This window comes from Brevundimonas sp. GW821-FHT10A07, assembly GCF_059415785.1.
The window spans coordinates 167875-183003 of sequence record NZ_JBWKNX010000007.1 but is presented as its reverse complement, the minus strand read 5'-3'; the positions used below and the strand labels follow the sequence as shown (position 1 = coordinate 183003).

19 protein-coding genes are annotated in these 15129 nt (G+C 68.0%); 10 read left to right on the top strand and 9 right to left on the bottom strand.

Annotation, left to right across the window (positions count from 1 at the left end; translation table 11 throughout):
* The first annotated feature begins 188 nt into the window (after positions 1–188).
* The 6 genes from hisIE (at position 189) to AC07NC_RS08065 (ending at position 6470) form a co-directional block, all read left to right on the top strand.
* Complete coding sequence (gene hisIE / locus AC07NC_RS08090; protein WP_494569191.1) at positions 189–812, top strand: bifunctional phosphoribosyl-AMP cyclohydrolase/phosphoribosyl-ATP diphosphatase HisIE; 624 nt, start codon at positions 189–191, stop codon at positions 810–812.
* 69 nt (positions 813–881) lie between these two features.
* The gene (gene zwf / locus AC07NC_RS08085; RefSeq protein WP_035310040.1) at positions 882–2339 is read left to right on the top strand and encodes a glucose-6-phosphate dehydrogenase; all 1458 of its coding nucleotides are present in this window, start codon (positions 882–884) and stop codon (positions 2337–2339) included.
* A gap of 140 nt (positions 2340–2479) precedes the next feature.
* Positions 2480–3190: a 6-phosphogluconolactonase gene (pgl, locus tag AC07NC_RS08080; protein ID WP_494569190.1), complete on the top strand. Its 711-nt coding sequence runs from the start codon at positions 2480–2482 to the stop codon at positions 3188–3190.
* 1 nt (position 3191) lies between these two features.
* A complete protein-coding gene (edd, locus tag AC07NC_RS08075) occupies positions 3192–5081 on the top strand; it encodes a phosphogluconate dehydratase (RefSeq protein WP_494569189.1) in 1890 nt (629 codons plus the stop codon).
* A gap of 30 nt (positions 5082–5111) precedes the next feature.
* Positions 5112–6083, top strand: a complete 972-nt coding sequence (gene glk / locus AC07NC_RS08070; protein WP_008258989.1) for a glucokinase — start codon at positions 5112–5114, stop codon at positions 6081–6083.
* An 81-nt stretch (positions 6084–6164) separates the two neighbouring features.
* Positions 6165–6470 (top strand): hypothetical protein, encoded by a 306-nt coding sequence (locus AC07NC_RS08065; protein ID WP_008260679.1) that lies wholly within the window; start codon positions 6165–6167, stop codon positions 6468–6470.
* A gap of 128 nt (positions 6471–6598) precedes the next feature.
* Here the strand turns inward: AC07NC_RS08065 and AC07NC_RS08060 are convergent, their stop codons facing one another.
* Positions 6599–7411, bottom strand: a complete 813-nt coding sequence (locus AC07NC_RS08060; RefSeq protein ID WP_494569188.1) for a DUF1295 domain-containing protein — start codon at positions 7409–7411, stop codon at positions 6599–6601.
* Between the two features lie 139 nt (positions 7412–7550).
* Here AC07NC_RS08060 and AC07NC_RS08055 point away from each other — a divergent pair, with 139 nt between their 5' ends.
* Together AC07NC_RS08055 and AC07NC_RS08050 are read left to right on the top strand one after the other, a co-directional pair.
* Positions 7551–7850, top strand: coding sequence for a type II toxin-antitoxin system RelE/ParE family toxin (locus AC07NC_RS08055; protein ID WP_494569187.1), 300 nt, complete (start codon positions 7551–7553; stop codon positions 7848–7850).
* 136 nt (positions 7851–7986) lie between these two features.
* Entirely contained in the window at positions 7987–8289 is a 303-nt protein-coding gene (locus AC07NC_RS08050) for a HigA family addiction module antitoxin (RefSeq protein WP_426025485.1), read from the top strand.
* A gap of 3 nt (positions 8290–8292) precedes the next feature.
* Here the strand turns inward: AC07NC_RS08050 and AC07NC_RS08045 are convergent, their stop codons facing one another.
* Complete coding sequence (locus AC07NC_RS08045; RefSeq protein ID WP_494569186.1) at positions 8293–8874, bottom strand: nucleotidyltransferase family protein; 582 nt, start codon at positions 8872–8874, stop codon at positions 8293–8295.
* 528 nt (positions 8875–9402) lie between these two features.
* On the opposite strand from AC07NC_RS08045, the gene AC07NC_RS08040 reads away from it, so the two are divergent.
* Positions 9403–9750 carry a hypothetical protein gene (locus AC07NC_RS08040; RefSeq protein WP_494569185.1) on the top strand — a complete coding sequence of 116 codons (348 nt, stop codon included), beginning with the start codon at positions 9403–9405 and terminating at the stop codon, positions 9748–9750.
* 6 nt (positions 9751–9756) lie between these two features.
* On the opposite strand, the gene thiD is transcribed toward AC07NC_RS08040, so the two are convergent.
* The 4 genes from thiD to folP all read right to left on the bottom strand — a co-directional run bounded on the left by thiD (position 9757) and on the right by folP (position 12170).
* Positions 9757–10554, bottom strand: a complete 798-nt coding sequence (gene thiD / locus AC07NC_RS08035; RefSeq protein ID WP_494569184.1) for a bifunctional hydroxymethylpyrimidine kinase/phosphomethylpyrimidine kinase — start codon at positions 10552–10554, stop codon at positions 9757–9759.
* Positions 10551–10895 (bottom strand): DMT family transporter, encoded by a 345-nt coding sequence (locus AC07NC_RS08030; RefSeq protein WP_494569183.1) that lies wholly within the window; start codon positions 10893–10895, stop codon positions 10551–10553. The genes thiD and AC07NC_RS08030 overlap by 4 nt, the downstream gene beginning before the upstream one ends.
* A gap of 43 nt (positions 10896–10938) precedes the next feature.
* Complete coding sequence (locus AC07NC_RS08025) at positions 10939–11295, bottom strand: DMT family protein (protein ID WP_008260636.1); 357 nt, start codon at positions 11293–11295, stop codon at positions 10939–10941.
* 65 nt (positions 11296–11360) lie between these two features.
* Complete coding sequence (gene folP, locus AC07NC_RS08020) at positions 11361–12170, bottom strand: dihydropteroate synthase (RefSeq protein ID WP_494569182.1); 810 nt, start codon at positions 12168–12170, stop codon at positions 11361–11363.
* A 234-nt stretch (positions 12171–12404) separates the two neighbouring features.
* Here folP and AC07NC_RS08015 point away from each other — a divergent pair, with 234 nt between their 5' ends.
* Positions 12405–12830, top strand: coding sequence for a GreA/GreB family elongation factor (locus AC07NC_RS08015; protein ID WP_494569181.1), 426 nt, complete (start codon positions 12405–12407; stop codon positions 12828–12830).
* Here the strand turns inward: AC07NC_RS08015 and AC07NC_RS08010 are convergent.
* Genes AC07NC_RS08010 through AC07NC_RS08000 form a run of 3 tightly spaced genes read right to left on the bottom strand, consistent with a single transcriptional unit; the run spans position 12827 to position 15055 of the window.
* On the bottom strand, positions 12827–13123 hold the full coding sequence (locus AC07NC_RS08010) for a winged helix-turn-helix domain-containing protein (protein WP_008259231.1): 297 nt from the start codon (positions 13121–13123) through the stop codon (positions 12827–12829). The two genes, AC07NC_RS08015 and AC07NC_RS08010, sit on opposite strands and share 4 nt — an antisense overlap.
* Positions 13124–13126: 3 nt before the next feature.
* Entirely contained in the window at positions 13127–13780 is a 654-nt protein-coding gene (locus AC07NC_RS08005) for a hypothetical protein (protein WP_494569180.1), read from the bottom strand.
* Between the two features lie 60 nt (positions 13781–13840).
* Positions 13841–15055, bottom strand: coding sequence for an acyltransferase family protein (locus AC07NC_RS08000; protein ID WP_494569179.1), 1215 nt, complete (start codon positions 15053–15055; stop codon positions 13841–13843).
* Between the last annotated feature and the right edge of the window lie 74 nt (positions 15056–15129).

Here is a 15129-nt window from a genome sequence, read left to right as displayed (position 1 = left end):
CCCCCCCCCCCCCCCCCCCCCCCCCCCCCCCCCCCCCCCCCCCCCCCCCCCCCCCCCCCCCCCCCCCCCCCCCCCCCGCCCGCGCACCGCCGCCCGATGTTCCACATCCCGCACGCCCTTACCCCCTCCACCACCCTTCGGGCGGTCCCCCTCCCCCAGAGGGGGAGGATTTTTGAGGAGAGGATCCCATGATCGACCCCGCTGCCATCGATTTCGAAAAAGGGAACGGCCTGGTTCCCGTCGTGGTGCAGGACGCCGCCACGCTTCAGGTTCTGACCCTGGCCTATATGGACCGCGCCGCCCTGGACGAGACCCTCCAGTCCGGCGAGGCCACCTTCTTCTCGCGTTCGCGCGGCGGACGCTGGCGCAAGGGCGAGACCTCGGGCGACCGGCTGCACGTCGTCGGCGTCACGGCCGACTGCGACAGCGACGCCCTGGTCCTGTCGGTCAACCCGGTCGGCGACGCCTGCCACCTGCACCGCACCAGCTGTTTCGGCGCGGCCGACGCGCCGGGTCTGGGCCGCATCGCCCGGCTGGAACAGACCATCGCCGAACGCGCCGCCGCAGATCCGTCCGAAAGCTGGACCGCAAAACTGATGGCCCAGGGCGTCAAACGTATCGCCCAGAAGGTCGGCGAGGAGGGCGTGGAGACCGCCTTGGCCGGCGTCGCCGGCCCGGACGAGGAACTCGCCAGCGAGGCTGGGGATTTGATCTATCACCTCTTGGTGCTTCTCCACGCCCGTAACATGGTGTTTCAGGACGTGCTGGACGTGTTGGCCTCGCGTGCGGAAGCGGGCAAAGCCCCCGGCTAAGGCCCACCAAGACGAGGCCGAACCCTAAGGACGTGCATTCCCGCCCCGGGGATGATCGAGGAAATTGCGATGGCGGCTCTCATTCTGTTCGGCGGCGGCGGCGATCTGGCGATGCGCATGCTGCTGCCTTCGCTCTATTTCCTGGAGCATGACGGCCTCCTGCCCGAGGATCTGAAGATCATCGGCGCGGCCCGCTCCGAGGAGACCCCCGACGAATATGTGGCCAAGGTCCATGACGCCGTGAAGGCCAAGGCCGAGGCGGACAGGGCCTGGGACGACCACTCCTGGGCCAAGATGAAGGCCCGGCTCGACTATCTGGCCGTGGACGCCACCGATCCCGCCAGTCTGAAGGGCCTGAAGGACCGCGTCGGCGACGGCGAGGTCACCTCCTTCCTGGCCGTCTCGCCCTCGCTGTACGGCCGCATCGTCACGGCGATGAAGACGGCGGGCCTGGCCGAACGCAACTGCCGCATCGTGCTGGAGAAGCCGGTCGGCCGCGACCTCAAGTCCTTCCGCGAGATCGACGACGCCGTGTCCCACGCCTTCAGCGAGGACCAGGTGTTCCGCATCGACCACTATCTGGGCAAGGAGACGGTCCAGAACCTGACGGCGCTGCGCTTCGGCAACACCATCTTCGAGCCGCTGTGGAACAATCTGACGATCGACCACGTCCAGATCACAATCGGCGAGACGGTGGGCGTCGGCGACCGCTGGCCCTATTACGACGAGTACGGAGCATTGCGCGACATGCTCCAGAACCACATGCTCCAGCTGCTGTGCCTGGTGGCCATGGAGCCGCCGTCGGACCTGGATCCGGAATCGCTGCGCAACGAAAAGGTCAAGGTGCTGCGGTCCTTGCGGCCCATCACCCCCGAAGAAGCCGAACGCGTCAGCGTGCGCGGCCAGTATGTGGCGGGCGTGTCCGAGGGCAAGCCGGTCAAGGGCTATGACGAGGAGCGCGGCGCGGATTCCGACACCGAGACCTTCGTCGCCATCCGCGCCGACATCGACAACTGGCGCTGGGCCGGCGTGCCCTTCTTCATGCGGACCGGCAAGCGTCTGCCCGAGAAGCGCACCGAGATCGTCATCCAGTTCAAGCCCGTTCCCCACTCGATCTTCGACAATGAAGAAGGCGAGGCGCCGGCCAACCGCATGATCATCGAGCTGCAGCCCGAGGAAGACATCTCGCTGACGGTGATGAACAAGCGCCCCGGTCTGGACAAGCGGATGCAGCTCCAACCCATCACCATGAGCCTGTCCTGGGGCGTGGACGGCAAGAGCGCCGCCCCGCCGCGCCGCCGCATCGCCTATGAACGTCTGCTGCTGGACGCCATGGCCGGCGACTCCACCCTGTTCGTCCGCCGCGACGAAGCCGAGCAGGCCTGGAAATGGGTCGACGAGGTCGCCGAGGCCTGGGCCGAGTCCGGCCAGAAGCCCGACGAATATGTCGCCGGCACCTGGGGCCCCGACAGCGCCGACATGCTGATGATGCGCACCGGCCGCGACTGGAACACCACCGATGTGTGAGTTTTTGGCACCGTCATCCTCGGGCTTGACCCGAGGACCGGACGTTCCGCGCGCTGGTGCGATGACGCGAGACATCTTCCTCGCCGCCGCCTCCGATCCTCGGGTCAAGCCCGAGGATGACGGAAGGGAGGACCACTAGAATGACCCATCCCATCGAAACCTTCCCCACCGTCGACGCCTGGGCCGAGGCCATCGCCGCCCGCCTGTCCGAGACCCTGGCCGCCGCCGTCCGCGACAAGGGCGCCGCTGTCTTCGCCGGCCCCGGCGGCACGACCCCCGCCCCCGTCTATCGCCGCCTCGCCGCGACCGATCTGGACTGGGCCAGGATCGCCGTCACCCTGGTGGACGAACGCTACGTCCCCGAGACCTCGCCTGAGTCCAACGCCCGGCTGATCCGCGACGTCCTGCTGCAGGACAAGGCCGCCGCCGGCCGCTTCATCCCCCTCTATACGCCCGAGGTCACCGTGGACCGCGCCGCCATCGTCGCGGCCCACGCCCTGGCCGATGCGGGCGGGCGTTTCGACGCGGTCCTTCTCGGCATGGGGGAGGATGGCCATATCTGCTCCATGTTCCCCAACAGCCCCACCCTGAAGACCCTGCTGACCCCGACGCTGAAACCGACCGTCCTGGGCGTGCCCCACGGCCGCGACGGCGCGGCGCCGACGATCGAGCGCCTGTCGATCAACCTGCCCTATCTGATGTCCGCCGGCCGGGTGATCCTGGGCCTGAAGGGCGACGCCAAGCGCCGCGTCTTCGAGCAGGAGGCCCAGGGCGATCCCAGGATCCAGCCCATCGCCGCCCTGATCGCCGCCGGCGTTTCCCTTGAAGTTCTGTACACGGAAGCCAGCTGACATGACCCTGCACCCCACGGTGGCCGCGGTCACCGCCCGGATCGTCGAGAAAAGCCGCGCGACCCGCGCCGACTACATCCGTCGCATGGACGCCGCCCGCGACAGCGGGACCGGCCGCGCCAAACTGTCCTGCGCCAACTGGGCCCACGCCTTCGCCGGCCAGACCATCGCCGACAAGCTGACCGCCATGGACGGGTCCAAGCCCAACCTGGGCATCGTCACCGCCTATAACGACATGCTGTCGGCCCACCAGCCGTTCGAACGCTTCCCCGGCGTAGTCCGCGAAGCGGTGCGTCAGGTCGGCGCCACGGCCCAGGTCGCCGGCGGCACCCCCGCCATGTGCGATGGCGTCACCCAGGGCCGCCCGGGCATGGAGCTGTCGCTGTTCAGCCGCGACGTCATCGCCATGTCCACCGGCGTAGCCCTGACGCACGACGCCTTCGACGCCGCCCTGATGCTGGGCGTCTGCGACAAGATCGTGCCCGGCCTGTTCATGGGGGCCCTGGCCTTCGGCCACCTGCCGGTCGTCTTCGCCCCCGCCGGCCCGATGCCGTCGGGCATCCCGAACGCGGAGAAAGCCCGCGTCCGCGCCGAGTACGCCCAGAACAAGGTGGATCGCCAGACCCTGCTGGAAAGCGAGATCGGCTCCTATCACTCGCCCGGCACCTGCACCTTCTACGGCACGGCCAACTCCAACCAGATGATGATGGAGCTGGCGGGCCTGCACATGCCCTCGACCGCCTTCGTCCATCCGGACACCGGCCTGCGCGACGCCCTGACCGCCGCCTCCGCCCAGCGCGCCGTCGAACTGGCCCGCAGCGGCGAGAGCCGCATGGCCGACGTCATCGACGAGAGGTCCATCGTCAACGCCATCGTCGCCCTTCTGGCCACCGGCGGCTCGACCAACCACGCCATCCACCTAGTCGCCATGGCCCGGGCGGCGGGCGTGCTGATCGACTGGACCGACATGGACGAGCTGTCGTCCGTCACCCCCCTGCTGGCGCGGGTCTATCCCAACGGCTCGGCCGATGTGAACGCCTTCCAGGCCGCCGGCGGCGTCGCCTTCGTCGCCCGCGAACTGGCCCAGGCCGGCCATATCCATTCGGACGTGACCACCATCATGGGCAAGGGGATCGAGCCCTATTTCCAGGAGCCGTCGATGGTCGACGGCCAGCTGGTCTGGCGCGACGGGGTCAAGGAAAGCCTGGATCTCGACATCCTGCGCCCCGCCTCCAACCCCTTCGACAAGGAGGGCGGTCTGCGCCTGGTCAAGGGCGATCTGGGTCGCGCGGTCATCAAGGTCTCGGCGGTCAAGCCCGAGAACCGCATCGTCGAGGCCCCCGCCGCCGTCTTCGAGACCCAGGAGGACGCGCTCCAGGCCTTCAAGGACGGCAAGCTGTTCCGCGACGTGGTCGTGGTCCTGCGCTTCCAGGGCCCCAAGGCCAACGGCATGCCCGAACTGCACAGCCTGTCGCCGGCCCTGTCGGTCATCCAGGACAAGGGGTTCAAGGTCGCCTTCGTCACCGACGGCCGCATGTCGGGCGCCAGCGGCAAGACCCCCGCCGCCATCCACGTCTCGCCCGAGGCCCTGGCCGGCGGCCCCCTGGCCCATGTGAAGGACGGGGATGTCATCCGTCTCGACGCCGAGGCCGGGGTTCTGACCACGGTGGGCGTCGGCGATCTGTCGGCCCGTCCCGCCGCCGCCCGCGCCGCCGCCAACGCGGCGGGCACGGCCTGGGGCTATGGCCGCGAGTTGTTCGCGGCCTTCCGCCACGTCGTCACCACGGCAGAAGAAGGCGCCACCGTCTGCTTCGCCTTCCCCAGCGGCGCCCAATCGCATACGGACACGCCGCCCGATCCCAACTTCGTCGACCGGACCGTGGACGCCTGATCCACCGAACCGACCGCAGGAAACGACCCCATGAATGACAAGACCCTCCTCGTCGGCGACGTCGGCGGCACCAACGCCCGTTTCGCCCTGGCCCGGATGGTGGACGGCAAGCCCGTGCTGGACCACCATGAGAGCTTCCCGGCCGAGCGCTATCCCACCTTCCTGAAGGGCGTCGCCGCCTTCATCGACGGCTGCGAGATCAAGCCGACCGGCGGCGTCATCGCCGTGGCCGGCCCCGTCACCGACGGCGCCATCGACCTGACCAACTCGCCCTGGCAGGTGTCCGAGAGCGAGCTTCAGACCCTGGGCCTGAAGCCGGTCAAGCTGATCAACGATTTCGAGGCCCTGGCCTGGGGCGCCCCCGTGGTGCCCGAGGACCAGCTGGAAAGCCTGGGCGGCCCCGTCGACGGCGACCCCCACTGCACCGTCGCGGTGCTCGGCCCCGGCACCGGCTTCGGCGTCTCCGCCCTGGTGCGCGACGCCCATGGCAAGGAGATGGCCATGCCGTCGGAAGGCGGCCACGCCTGTTTCCCCCCCGGCGATCCGGTCGAGGACGAGATCCTGCGCATCCTGCGCCGCCGCTATGACCGCGTCTCCATCGAACGTCTGATCTGCGGCCCCGGCCTGCTGAACATGCACCGCGCCCTGGCCGAGATCGACGGCCGCGAGACCCATATCGAGGATCCGGCCCAGATCACCGAGACGGCCATGAAGGACCCCAACAGCCCCTGCGGCGCCACCCTGGCCCGTTTCTGCGCCATCCTGGGCGCGGTCGCCGGCGACATCGCCCTGACCACGGGCGCGCGCGGCGGCGTCTATATCGCCGGCGGCATCGTCCCGCGCATCCTGCCCTTCATCAAGGCCAGCCCCTTCCGCCAGCGGTTCGAGCGCAAGGGTCGGTTCAAGGACTATATGGCCGAGATTCCGACCAAGGTGATCATGCACAAACATGCGGCCCTGCTGGGCGCCGCCCGCGTCGCCTTCGCCGAAGCCGAGGGCTGAGGCCTCACGAAAAGCTCACGGCGGCGTGAACCCATCCGCCGCCGTGACGTTTCCACCGCTCCAAAAACGGAAGGAAACGCCATGAAGAAGTTCGCCATCGCCGCCGCCTCGCTGTTCGTGCTCTCGGGCGTCGCCGCCTGCGGTGAAAGCGCCGCCGACCGGGCCGCCGAAAGCCGCGCCGACGCCGTCGAGGCCACGGGCGAAGCCCGCGCCGACCAGCTGGAAGCCCAGGCCGACGCCGCCCCGACCGACGCCCAGGAAGACGCCCTGAACCGTCAGGCCGACCAGGTCGAGGAAAACGCCGACCGTCGCGCCGACCAGATCGAACAACAGGGCGGCGACGCCGACCGCGGCATGACCACCCACAACACACCGACCACCAACTAGGGTCGGCGCCTAGGCGATCCGTCTTCCCGCCCCGCCGTCCGTCATCCTCGGGCTTGACCCGAGGACCGGGCGCGGGGCGGTCTGTGCTTCGCGTGTTCGCACCAGCGGCGGATCATCTGATCCTCGGGTCAGGCCCGAGGATGACGGGAGGGCCACCACGGCACAAACGCACTCGTCCGCTTCACATAGTCCGCATATCCCGGCCGCGACTTGTTGATCGCCTTCTCGGTAATCCCGATCCCCGACCAGCGCGTCAGGGTGAAGGTCAGGAAGATCGGCCCCGCGATCGACCACAGGCCGACGCCCGTCTCCGCCGCGATCAGCCACAGCCCCCACCAGACGCAGGCGTCGCCGAAATAGTTCGGATGCCGGGTGTAGCGCCACAGGCCGCTGTCCAGCACCTTGCCCTTGTTGGCCGGATCGCGCTTGAACCCGGCCAGCTGGGCGTCGCCGACGCTCTCGAACACGATCCCGACCACCGCCAGCACCGCCCCGACCCCGGCTATAACGCCCAAGCCCGGCTGAGCCTCCACCTGACCCATCTGCACCGGCAACGACGTCAGCCAGGCCAGCACGGCCTGGGGCAAAAACACGAACAACAAGGCCGTCTTGGCGAACGACCAGCCCTTGTTGCGTTCCTGATCCTCGACGATCTGCACATACCGCCCATCCGCCCCGCTGGCCCGCCAGCGCCGGAACAGATGCCAGCCCAGCCGCAGCGCCCAGACCGCGCACAGCCCGACCAGCAGCGCCTTGCGCGCCGGATCGCCGTCGGCGCGCGGCAGGGTCGCCACCGCCAGCAACAACATGCCCAGCGGCCAGACCGCATCGATGAAACTGACGTCCTTCAGCTTCAGCGCGACCAGCCACAGGCCGAGCATCACGGCGACGATCAGGGCCAGGTTCAGTCCCAGCAGGAGGAGAATGTCGATCAGGGTCATGAGCCTGATACGGCGGCGGGGCGGATGTGGATCGCGCCGGCCAGAACACCTCTGAATACCCTCTTACACTCGCCTTGATAGGCACGAGCTGCATTTGCTGTACCTTGAAGCCTGCTTGAAGCCCGGGTGGAGACGTCGCGTGGAGATCAAGAGTTTCAAGAGCAAGGGCCTGAAGGCCCTGTACAAGGCTGAAAAGGGGGAGACCGTCAAAGGCGTTCCAGCCGACTTGACCAAGAAGCTCCAGGCTCAGCTGACCCTGCTTCAATCCGCCTCAAACATTCATCAGATCGTTTCGATGGGCATGTGGAAGGTTCACGAGCTCAAACCCAAGTCGTCGGGAAAGTGGTCGATGTGGGTGACGGGAAACTACCGCCTGACCTTTTGGTTGGACCCCGACACCAATGCGATCTCCGACGTGGATCTTGAGGACTATCATTAGCGGGGTCGGACGACCGATCCGCCCTCAGACTTGAGCATCCTCATCTTGACGGGGCCGCCCCTCAGATGTATCGCCTAACGATACAAACGTCACATATCTGGCGACGAGGCCCGCGTCGCAACAGGGAGGCAGCCCCATGACCAAGATGACCGCTCCCACACACCCGGGGGAGATCATTCGGGACCATATCCTTCCCGCCTTCGGCCTGACGATCGTGAGCGCGGCCGAGGCTCTGGGCGTCGCGCGTCCTGGCTTCAACACGATGTTGAACGGCAAGCGGGCGCTGACGCACGAAATGGCGCTCAAGATCGAAGCCCTGACCGGCGTGTCTGCTGAAATGCTGACCAAGGCTCAAAACGAATACGATCTCGCCGAAGCCCGCGCCCGTAAACGGGAGATCGTCGCAGGCATCAAAAAACTTCAGCCCATCGCGGCCTGAGACTCAGTCCGGCTCGACGACCGTCAGCTCCGGCCACCGCCCCCGCGCATTCTCGATGGTCTTGGCCCAGCCCCTGGCCAGCGGCCGGTTCGGGTTCGGCCGGACGACCATGGCGAACACATCCTCCAGACCGAACGGCGCCGCCACGGTGATCGTGTCGTCCGCCTCCAGCCTCACCCCGACGGCGAAGGTCGGGGCCACGAACCGGCCCAGGGTTTCGTCGGTCGAGTGCAACGGCGCATAGGGTTCGCCGAACCGGTTCTGGAACCACAGGTGGACCCGCGCCTGATTGCGGACCTCGACCTGGCTGCGGAACGGCTCGTCAAAGGCGGCGGCGACCTGTTGGATCACGACGTCCTCGGCCTCGTAGGACAGGTCCGAACCGTCGAAATAGGCCAGGTCATAGTCCTTGATCCCGTATCCCGCCGGCCGTCCCGTCCTGGCGTTCCACACCGCCTGATAGACGGCGCCCGACACCAGCCGCCAGTCGGGCAGGTCCAGCGCCCGGACCGTCCGCAGGACGTGCATCAGGCCGGGATCGGCGCGGACGATCTCGATTAGCTTCAGGCTCAGGGCGTCGCTCATTGCCTACCCTTAGCCTCCACGTCGAATCAACGGGAGACGTCGCCCGATTTCATCCCCAGCACTCTCCCTCCCCGTCATCCCAGGGCTTGTCCCTCGGATCCATACTCCCGGTATCGACGAGGCGCACCCCGCGGAAACACCGAGCGTATGGATCCTCGCCACAAGGGCGAGCATGACGATCTCAATGGAAGCCTGCCCTGCAACGGCCGACCATGCCCATCGTCGGCCGCCCACCGTGTCGCGACATGACACGGTGCCATTTTGCACTGCAAATTTTCGCTTTCACCACCGCCACTTACTCGAAATGGCACGAATGGCGCCCATTTCATTGCCACGCCCGCCGGCCGCCCCTTTCTTCATCCCGAGGGCTCGTCCTTGGGGTCCAGACTCTCGGCTCCGACGCCCTCGCACGCTACGAAACACCGGGCGTCCGGATCCTCGCTACGAGGGCGAGGATGACTAACCCAAACCTTGTTTGCAGTGGGGAACAGGGTGGAAAGAGAGCCTAGTCACGGCTAGGCTTCGCTCATGAACACAGCGCCCCGGTCCACTGACGAGAAACTGAGAGAACTCTCTCGGGCGCTGGACGGGCTCGAACGCGAGACCCACGTGGTAGAATCGCCAGAAGCGCCGAAGCCTCGTCCCCGGGCCGAACGCGGCTCAGGCAATATGTTCGCAGACAAGTTGAAGCTGTTCTTCGCCGCGCTCTATGCGGCGTTCGCCTTGCTGGCGCTTTACACCGGCGGCCCTCCTTCGAGTTGGTCGGAATTCTGCGCCGGATTCGTCGTCCCCGGTTTGGCCGCCACCTTCTTGTACTTCTTCTACAAGGGCGCGTGGTCTCGGGCGAAGAGATTCAAGAAGCCCTTCACGCCCTAGACCGCCTCAGCCCCGCACCGGCCAGCCGTGATCCAGCGGCCCGTGTCCGCCGCCCAGACCCGGCGCCCGCCGGATCGCCTCGCCGACATAGGCCCAGGCTTCCGCCACCGCGACCTCCAGCGGCCGGCCCAGGGCCAGGCCCGCCGCGCAGGCGCTGGCCAGAGTGCAGCCGGTGCCGTGGGTGTGGCGGGTGTCGATCCGTTCGGCCTCCAGCACCGTCTCCCCGTCGGTCGTCATCAACAGGTCGATCACCGTCGGCCCGTCCACATGACCGCCCTTCATCAGCACCGCCCGCGCGCCCATGGCCAGCAGGGCCTCGCCCGCCCGCCTCTGACCGTCGATGTCGCGCACCGCCAGCCCGGTCAGGGCCTCGGCCTCGGGCGCATTGGGGGTCAGAAGCGCCGCGCGCGGGATCATCAGCCGCTTCACCGCCTCCACCGCCGCGTCCGGCAGCAGCGGATGCCCGCCCTTGGCGACCATGACCGGATCGACCACCGCCGGGGCGTCAGCCTCGTCCAGCAGGGCCGCCACCGTCTCGACCACCTCGACCGAGCCGAGCATGCCGGTCTTGACCGCGTCGGCGCCGATATCCTCCAGCACCGCCCGCGCCTGGGCCGCGATCAGTTCCAGCGGCAGCGGATGGACGCCGTGAACCCCCAGGGTGTTCTGCACCGTGATCGCCGTGATCGCCGTGGCGGCGAACCCGCCCATCATCGTCACCGCCTTGATGTCGGCCTGAACGCCCGCGCCCCCGCCGCTGTCCGACCCCGCCAGGATCAGGACTCTGCCCCGATGAAGGCTCATGCGTGGGCTCCCGAGAACAGCTTCAGGCCCACGATCCCCGCCACGATCAGCAGAATGCACACCGCCCGCACCGCCGTCGCCGGCTCGCCATAGACGACGATCCCCACCAGGGCCGCGCCCACGGCGCCGATCCCGGTCCAGATCGCATAGGCCGTGCCGATCGGCAGCTTCTGCGTCGCCACCCACAGCAGGATCATGCTGGCGGCCAGCGCGACCAGCACGCCCAGCGACGTCAGCGGCCGTTGCAGGCTGACGTTCTTCAGGCCGGACGCCCACAGCACTTCCAGCAGACCGGCGACGACCAGCGTCGCCCACGGATTGATCGACATGACCCAGGACATGCCGCCCAGATGGCCCAGCCGGTCCGCCGGGGCAAGCGTCGGCTTACCCGCCCAGCGGCCCCTTGAAGATGAAGAAGGCCCCCAGGCCGATGAAGCCGAACCCGACCAGATGGTTCACCGTCAGCTTCTCGCCCAGGTACAGCACCGAGAATCCGGCGAAGACCAGCAGGGTGATCACCTCCTGCATCGTCTTCAGCTCCGCCGCCGAATAGACCTGATGCCCGATCCGGTTGGCCGGCACCGCCAGCCAGTATTCGAAGAAGGCGATCCCCCAGCTGGCCATGACCAGCAGCCACAGCGGCTTGTGGTCGAACTTCAGGTGTCCGTACCAGGCGAAGGTCATGAAGACGTTCGACAGGGCCAGCATGACGATGGGGGCGATATAGGGGCTCAGAGGCATGGGCTTTGATCAGGACGACGGTTCGCTTCGCCCCTACACCGGCCGCGACCTCGCGTCGCGGGTCTTCAGCCCGCCGCCGCCACCGCGGCCTGCAGCTTCAGCGCCTGGACCGTCTCGCGCACGTCATGGACCCGCACCATCCGCGCCCCGCGCCGCGCCCCCTCCAGCGCCAGGGCCAGCGAGCCGCCCAGCCGGTCGGTCGCCTCGACCGCCGTGGGATCGACCGCCTGGATCGTCCGCTTGCGGCTGGCCGCGTACAGCACCGGGACCCCCAGCGCGACCAGTTCGCCCAGCCGCGCCGTCAGCGCCATATTGTGCTCCAGCGTCTTGCCGAACCCGATGCCCGGATCCAGCCAGATATTCTCCCGCGCCACCCCCGCCGCCATCGCCGCCTCGGCTCGGTCGCGCAGATAGTCCCGCACCTCCGCCACGACATCGCCATAGCGGGGGTCGGCCTGCATGGTCCGGGGCTCCCCCTTCATGTGCATCAGCACCACCGCGCAGCCCAGCTCGGCCGCGACCGCCAGACTGTCGGGCGCCTGGCTCAGGGCCGTCACATCGTTCCACATCGTCGCCCCGGCCGCCACGGCGGCGCGGGCCACGGCGGGCTTCATCGTATCGACGCTGATCGGCCCGCCCCAGCGCGCGCGAACCGCAGCGATCACCGGCGCGACCCGCTCGATCTCCTCGGCCTCGCCCACCGGCTCCGCCCCCGGCCGGGTGCTCTCGCCCCCGATGTCGAGCACGTCCGCCCCCTGCTCGACCAGCCGCATCGCATGGTCCACCGCCGCCGCCGTCGAGGTCCACCGCCCGCCGTCCGAGAAACTGTCCGGCGTGACGTTCACGATCCCCATGACCTGCGACAAGACGGACATCGGCGAGGTTTGACTTTCACGCTTCATGAGATCAGCCTCTAGACGTGATCACCCCGCTCGTCAGCCAGGCTCGACGCCTTTCTTATGCAGGACGCCTCGTCGCAGGCGACTGACCCGGAACGGCCGCGCGCCTTTCGCCCCGTTCCGGGCGACGATCTGAAACCCGATTATCCTCAGCCTTCATGTGACGCGCGAACGCGCGCCTGCAGGCGTCTGCGATCAAAGAGCCGAACCATGACCCAATCCACCGCCCGAACCACGCATCCTTCGCGCCCCGACATCTTTCTCAGCGCCAGGGACCACCAGACCCTGTCGCGCCTGGTGGGCGACATGCCTGCTGAAGGCGTCGCCGGCCTGTTGCAGGAGGAGCTGGAACGCGCCGTCATCTGCGAGCCCGGCGATCGGCCCAAGGGGGCGGCGCCGCTTCACCGCTGGCTGCACTATGTCGATGGCCGCTCGCCCCAGCCGCGCCGCATCCAGATCGTCCTGCCGAACGAGGCGGACATCGACGCAGGCAAGGTGTCCGTCCTGTCCTACGTCGGCGCCGGCCTGATCGGCCTCGTGGAGGGCCACACCATCGCCTGGACCGATCCATCGGGCGCGGACCGCCGCCTGACCCCGGTCATGATCGAGGATCCGGAAACCCCCGGCGGCGACTAACGCCCAATCAGCCCGCCCAGCGCCTCCAGATAGCCGGCGAAGGCCTTGCGCCCCTCAGGCGTGATCGACACCCGCGTCAGCGGCTTGTTGTTCACGAAACTCTTGGCCACGGCGACATAGCCGGCCTCCTCCAGCTTCTTGATATGGACCGACAGATTACCCTGGGTCGCCTCCAGCACCGTCTTCAGCTCGGTGAAGTCGGCGGCCTCGGCGTCGGCCAGATAGACCATGATCCCCAGCCGCATGCGGCCGTGGATGACCTCGTCGATCCGCCCCAGGTCGTTCAGCCCCATGGGTCAGCCGGCGTCCGCATCGACGGTGCGCTTCTTCAGCGCCTCGCGGGTGATGATCCAGCCCGGTCCCGCGAACAGCAGGAACAGCGCCGCCGTGGCGACATACAGATAGACCAGCGGCTGGCGCACCAGCAGGCCCAAGGCCACTGCCGTCGCCCATCCTCCCAGCGACGCCGCCAGCATCCAGCCCTTCTTCTTCAGGGTCCAGGCCACATACCAAGCCGCTGACTGAAGGGCGAAGATCATGGCCGGGTAATAGAGCCAGACGGCGAAATCCCCGTCCCGCGCCGCGCCGAAGCCGAAGACGATAATGATGGCCAGATTGGCCATGCCCGCCCCGCTGAAGGCCGCGTTCAGGGTCCGGGTCACGATGGGGCTGGCCTTGGGTCGCTTGCGATCCTCGCGGATGGCCCAGACCATCACCACCAGGAAGGCGATGGTGATCCCGGCGACGAAGGCCAGGCTGACCGGGCCCGGCCAGCGGACCACGCCTAGCGACTGGCCGATGTGAACCAGGCACTGCAGGCCGTACAAAAGGCCGCCGGCCAGATACATGACCCCCATGGTCAGGGTCGCGCGCGGATCGCCCCCGCCCTGGACGATGGACCTCAGGAAGGCCAGATCGGCCTCGGGCGTGCTGCGGGACGTGTCGATCATCGATGATTCCTCTGCGGCGGGCGCGTCCCTCGGATGGACGCGGCGGCCGGGGTTGGCAAGCTATTCGGCGGGTGACAGAGCGGGCGCGGGGCTGCGCCGCCAGGAAACCCGGCGGCCGTTCAGCCAGCGGCCCATGAAGCTATGGCGGATCAGAAGTTCATAGCTGGCCAGCGAGACGGTCAGCACCCCGCCGACGACCAGCGCCAGCTTGACCGGCCACGGCATGGCCCAGTCCTGCACCAGCACCTGGGCCGCCATCACCAGCGGCAGATGGACGATGTAGATCCAGTAGGAGGCGTCGGCGACGTATCGCCTCGCCGCGCTGCGCCCCCCGAAGAACCGCAGCGCCAGAGCCATGGCCGCAAAGGCCGAGGCGTAGGTCGCCACCCCGAACGCCGCCGCCGCCATCGCCTTGGTCGTCGGATCGGTCATCGGGACCAGATGCGGGTCCGGCCCGCCCGCCAGCATCAGGGCCGTGGCGCCGGCGCCGATCGCCAGGCCCAGATAGACCGCCCACCAGGCCTGTATGCGGCCCAGCAGGTCGCGCCGACGGTCCAGCAATGCGCCGAAGCCGAAGGCCAGGCCGAACCCGACCAGGGCCGACGTATTGGGGATCAGTCCCGCGTCCGCCGTCGGCACGCCGAAGAAGGCGATCCAGTTCGGCTGGAACCACAGGGCCAGCGCGAGCGGCGCCCCCAGGACGAACGGTCCCCACGGCCCGATCAGTCCGGCGGTCATGCGATCGATCACCCGCCCCCAGGCGCCGGTCCGGTCCAGAAGGACAAACGGCGCCCTTAGAACCAGAAGGGCGACATAGAAGATCAGCAGCACCCACAGGAACCACAGATGGGTCAATGGGATGTTGGTCCAGTCATATTCAGGCGTCGGCGGCGCATCGGCGGCCGTCATGCCCTGCAGGCCCGCGTTCCAGATCAGCACCACGACGATGGCTGTCAGCACCGGCCCCCAGAAGACGGCCAGAGGCGCAGCGATCCGGGCCAGGCGGTTCTTCACGAACCCCCACACGCCCGCTCGCCCCAGCATCATGTGGGCGAACAGCCCCGCGATCAGGAAGAAGGTCGTCATCCGGAACAGGTGGATGACGAAGAACAGGCCGCTGGCCCACACCGACCGCTGGTCGTCGCCGACGATCCAGATCTGCGTCGGAAAGAAGGACATCGAGCCGTGGAGCACCACGCCCAAGAGCAAGGCCGCGCCTCTCAGCGCGTCAAGCCCGTGAAGACGCTCGGATGAACCCGTCTCTGACATCGACATGACGCTCTCCCGTTCTGGATAACGCCGTATCTCACAGACCAGTCTGTAATGCAAACTAGTTCACAGCATTTCTA

Coding starts and splice junctions, on each gene's coding strand:
- AC07NC_RS08065 (WP_008260679.1), top strand. CDS start 6,165: ATGAAGAAGTTCGCCATCGCCGCCGCCTCGCTGTTCGTGCTCTCGGGC.
- AC07NC_RS08030 (WP_494569183.1), bottom strand. CDS start 10,895: ATGTCCTGGGTCATGTCGATCAATCCGTGGGCGACGCTGGTCGTCGCC.
- AC07NC_RS08050 (WP_426025485.1), top strand. CDS start 7,987: ATGACCAAGATGACCGCTCCCACACACCCGGGGGAGATCATTCGGGAC.
- glk (WP_008258989.1), top strand. CDS start 5,112: ATGAATGACAAGACCCTCCTCGTCGGCGACGTCGGCGGCACCAACGCC.
- hisIE (WP_494569191.1), top strand. CDS start 189: ATGATCGACCCCGCTGCCATCGATTTCGAAAAAGGGAACGGCCTGGTT.
- AC07NC_RS08045 (WP_494569186.1), bottom strand. CDS start 8,874: ATGAGCGACGCCCTGAGCCTGAAGCTAATCGAGATCGTCCGCGCCGAT.
- pgl (WP_494569190.1), top strand. CDS start 2,480: ATGACCCATCCCATCGAAACCTTCCCCACCGTCGACGCCTGGGCCGAG.
- zwf (WP_035310040.1), top strand. CDS start 882: ATGGCGGCTCTCATTCTGTTCGGCGGCGGCGGCGATCTGGCGATGCGC.
- AC07NC_RS08010 (WP_008259231.1), bottom strand. CDS start 13,123: ATGGGGCTGAACGACCTGGGGCGGATCGACGAGGTCATCCACGGCCGC.
- AC07NC_RS08040 (WP_494569185.1), top strand. CDS start 9,403: ATGAACACAGCGCCCCGGTCCACTGACGAGAAACTGAGAGAACTCTCT.
- thiD (WP_494569184.1), bottom strand. CDS start 10,554: ATGAGCCTTCATCGGGGCAGAGTCCTGATCCTGGCGGGGTCGGACAGC.
- AC07NC_RS08060 (WP_494569188.1), bottom strand. CDS start 7,411: ATGACCCTGATCGACATTCTCCTCCTGCTGGGACTGAACCTGGCCCTG.
- AC07NC_RS08005 (WP_494569180.1), bottom strand. CDS start 13,780: ATGATCGACACGTCCCGCAGCACGCCCGAGGCCGATCTGGCCTTCCTG.
- AC07NC_RS08000 (WP_494569179.1), bottom strand. CDS start 15,055: ATGTCGATGTCAGAGACGGGTTCATCCGAGCGTCTTCACGGGCTTGAC.
- folP (WP_494569182.1), bottom strand. CDS start 12,170: ATGTCCGTCTTGTCGCAGGTCATGGGGATCGTGAACGTCACGCCGGAC.
- edd (WP_494569189.1), top strand. CDS start 3,192: ATGACCCTGCACCCCACGGTGGCCGCGGTCACCGCCCGGATCGTCGAG.
- AC07NC_RS08025 (WP_008260636.1), bottom strand. CDS start 11,295: ATGCCTCTGAGCCCCTATATCGCCCCCATCGTCATGCTGGCCCTGTCG.
- AC07NC_RS08015 (WP_494569181.1), top strand. CDS start 12,405: ATGACCCAATCCACCGCCCGAACCACGCATCCTTCGCGCCCCGACATC.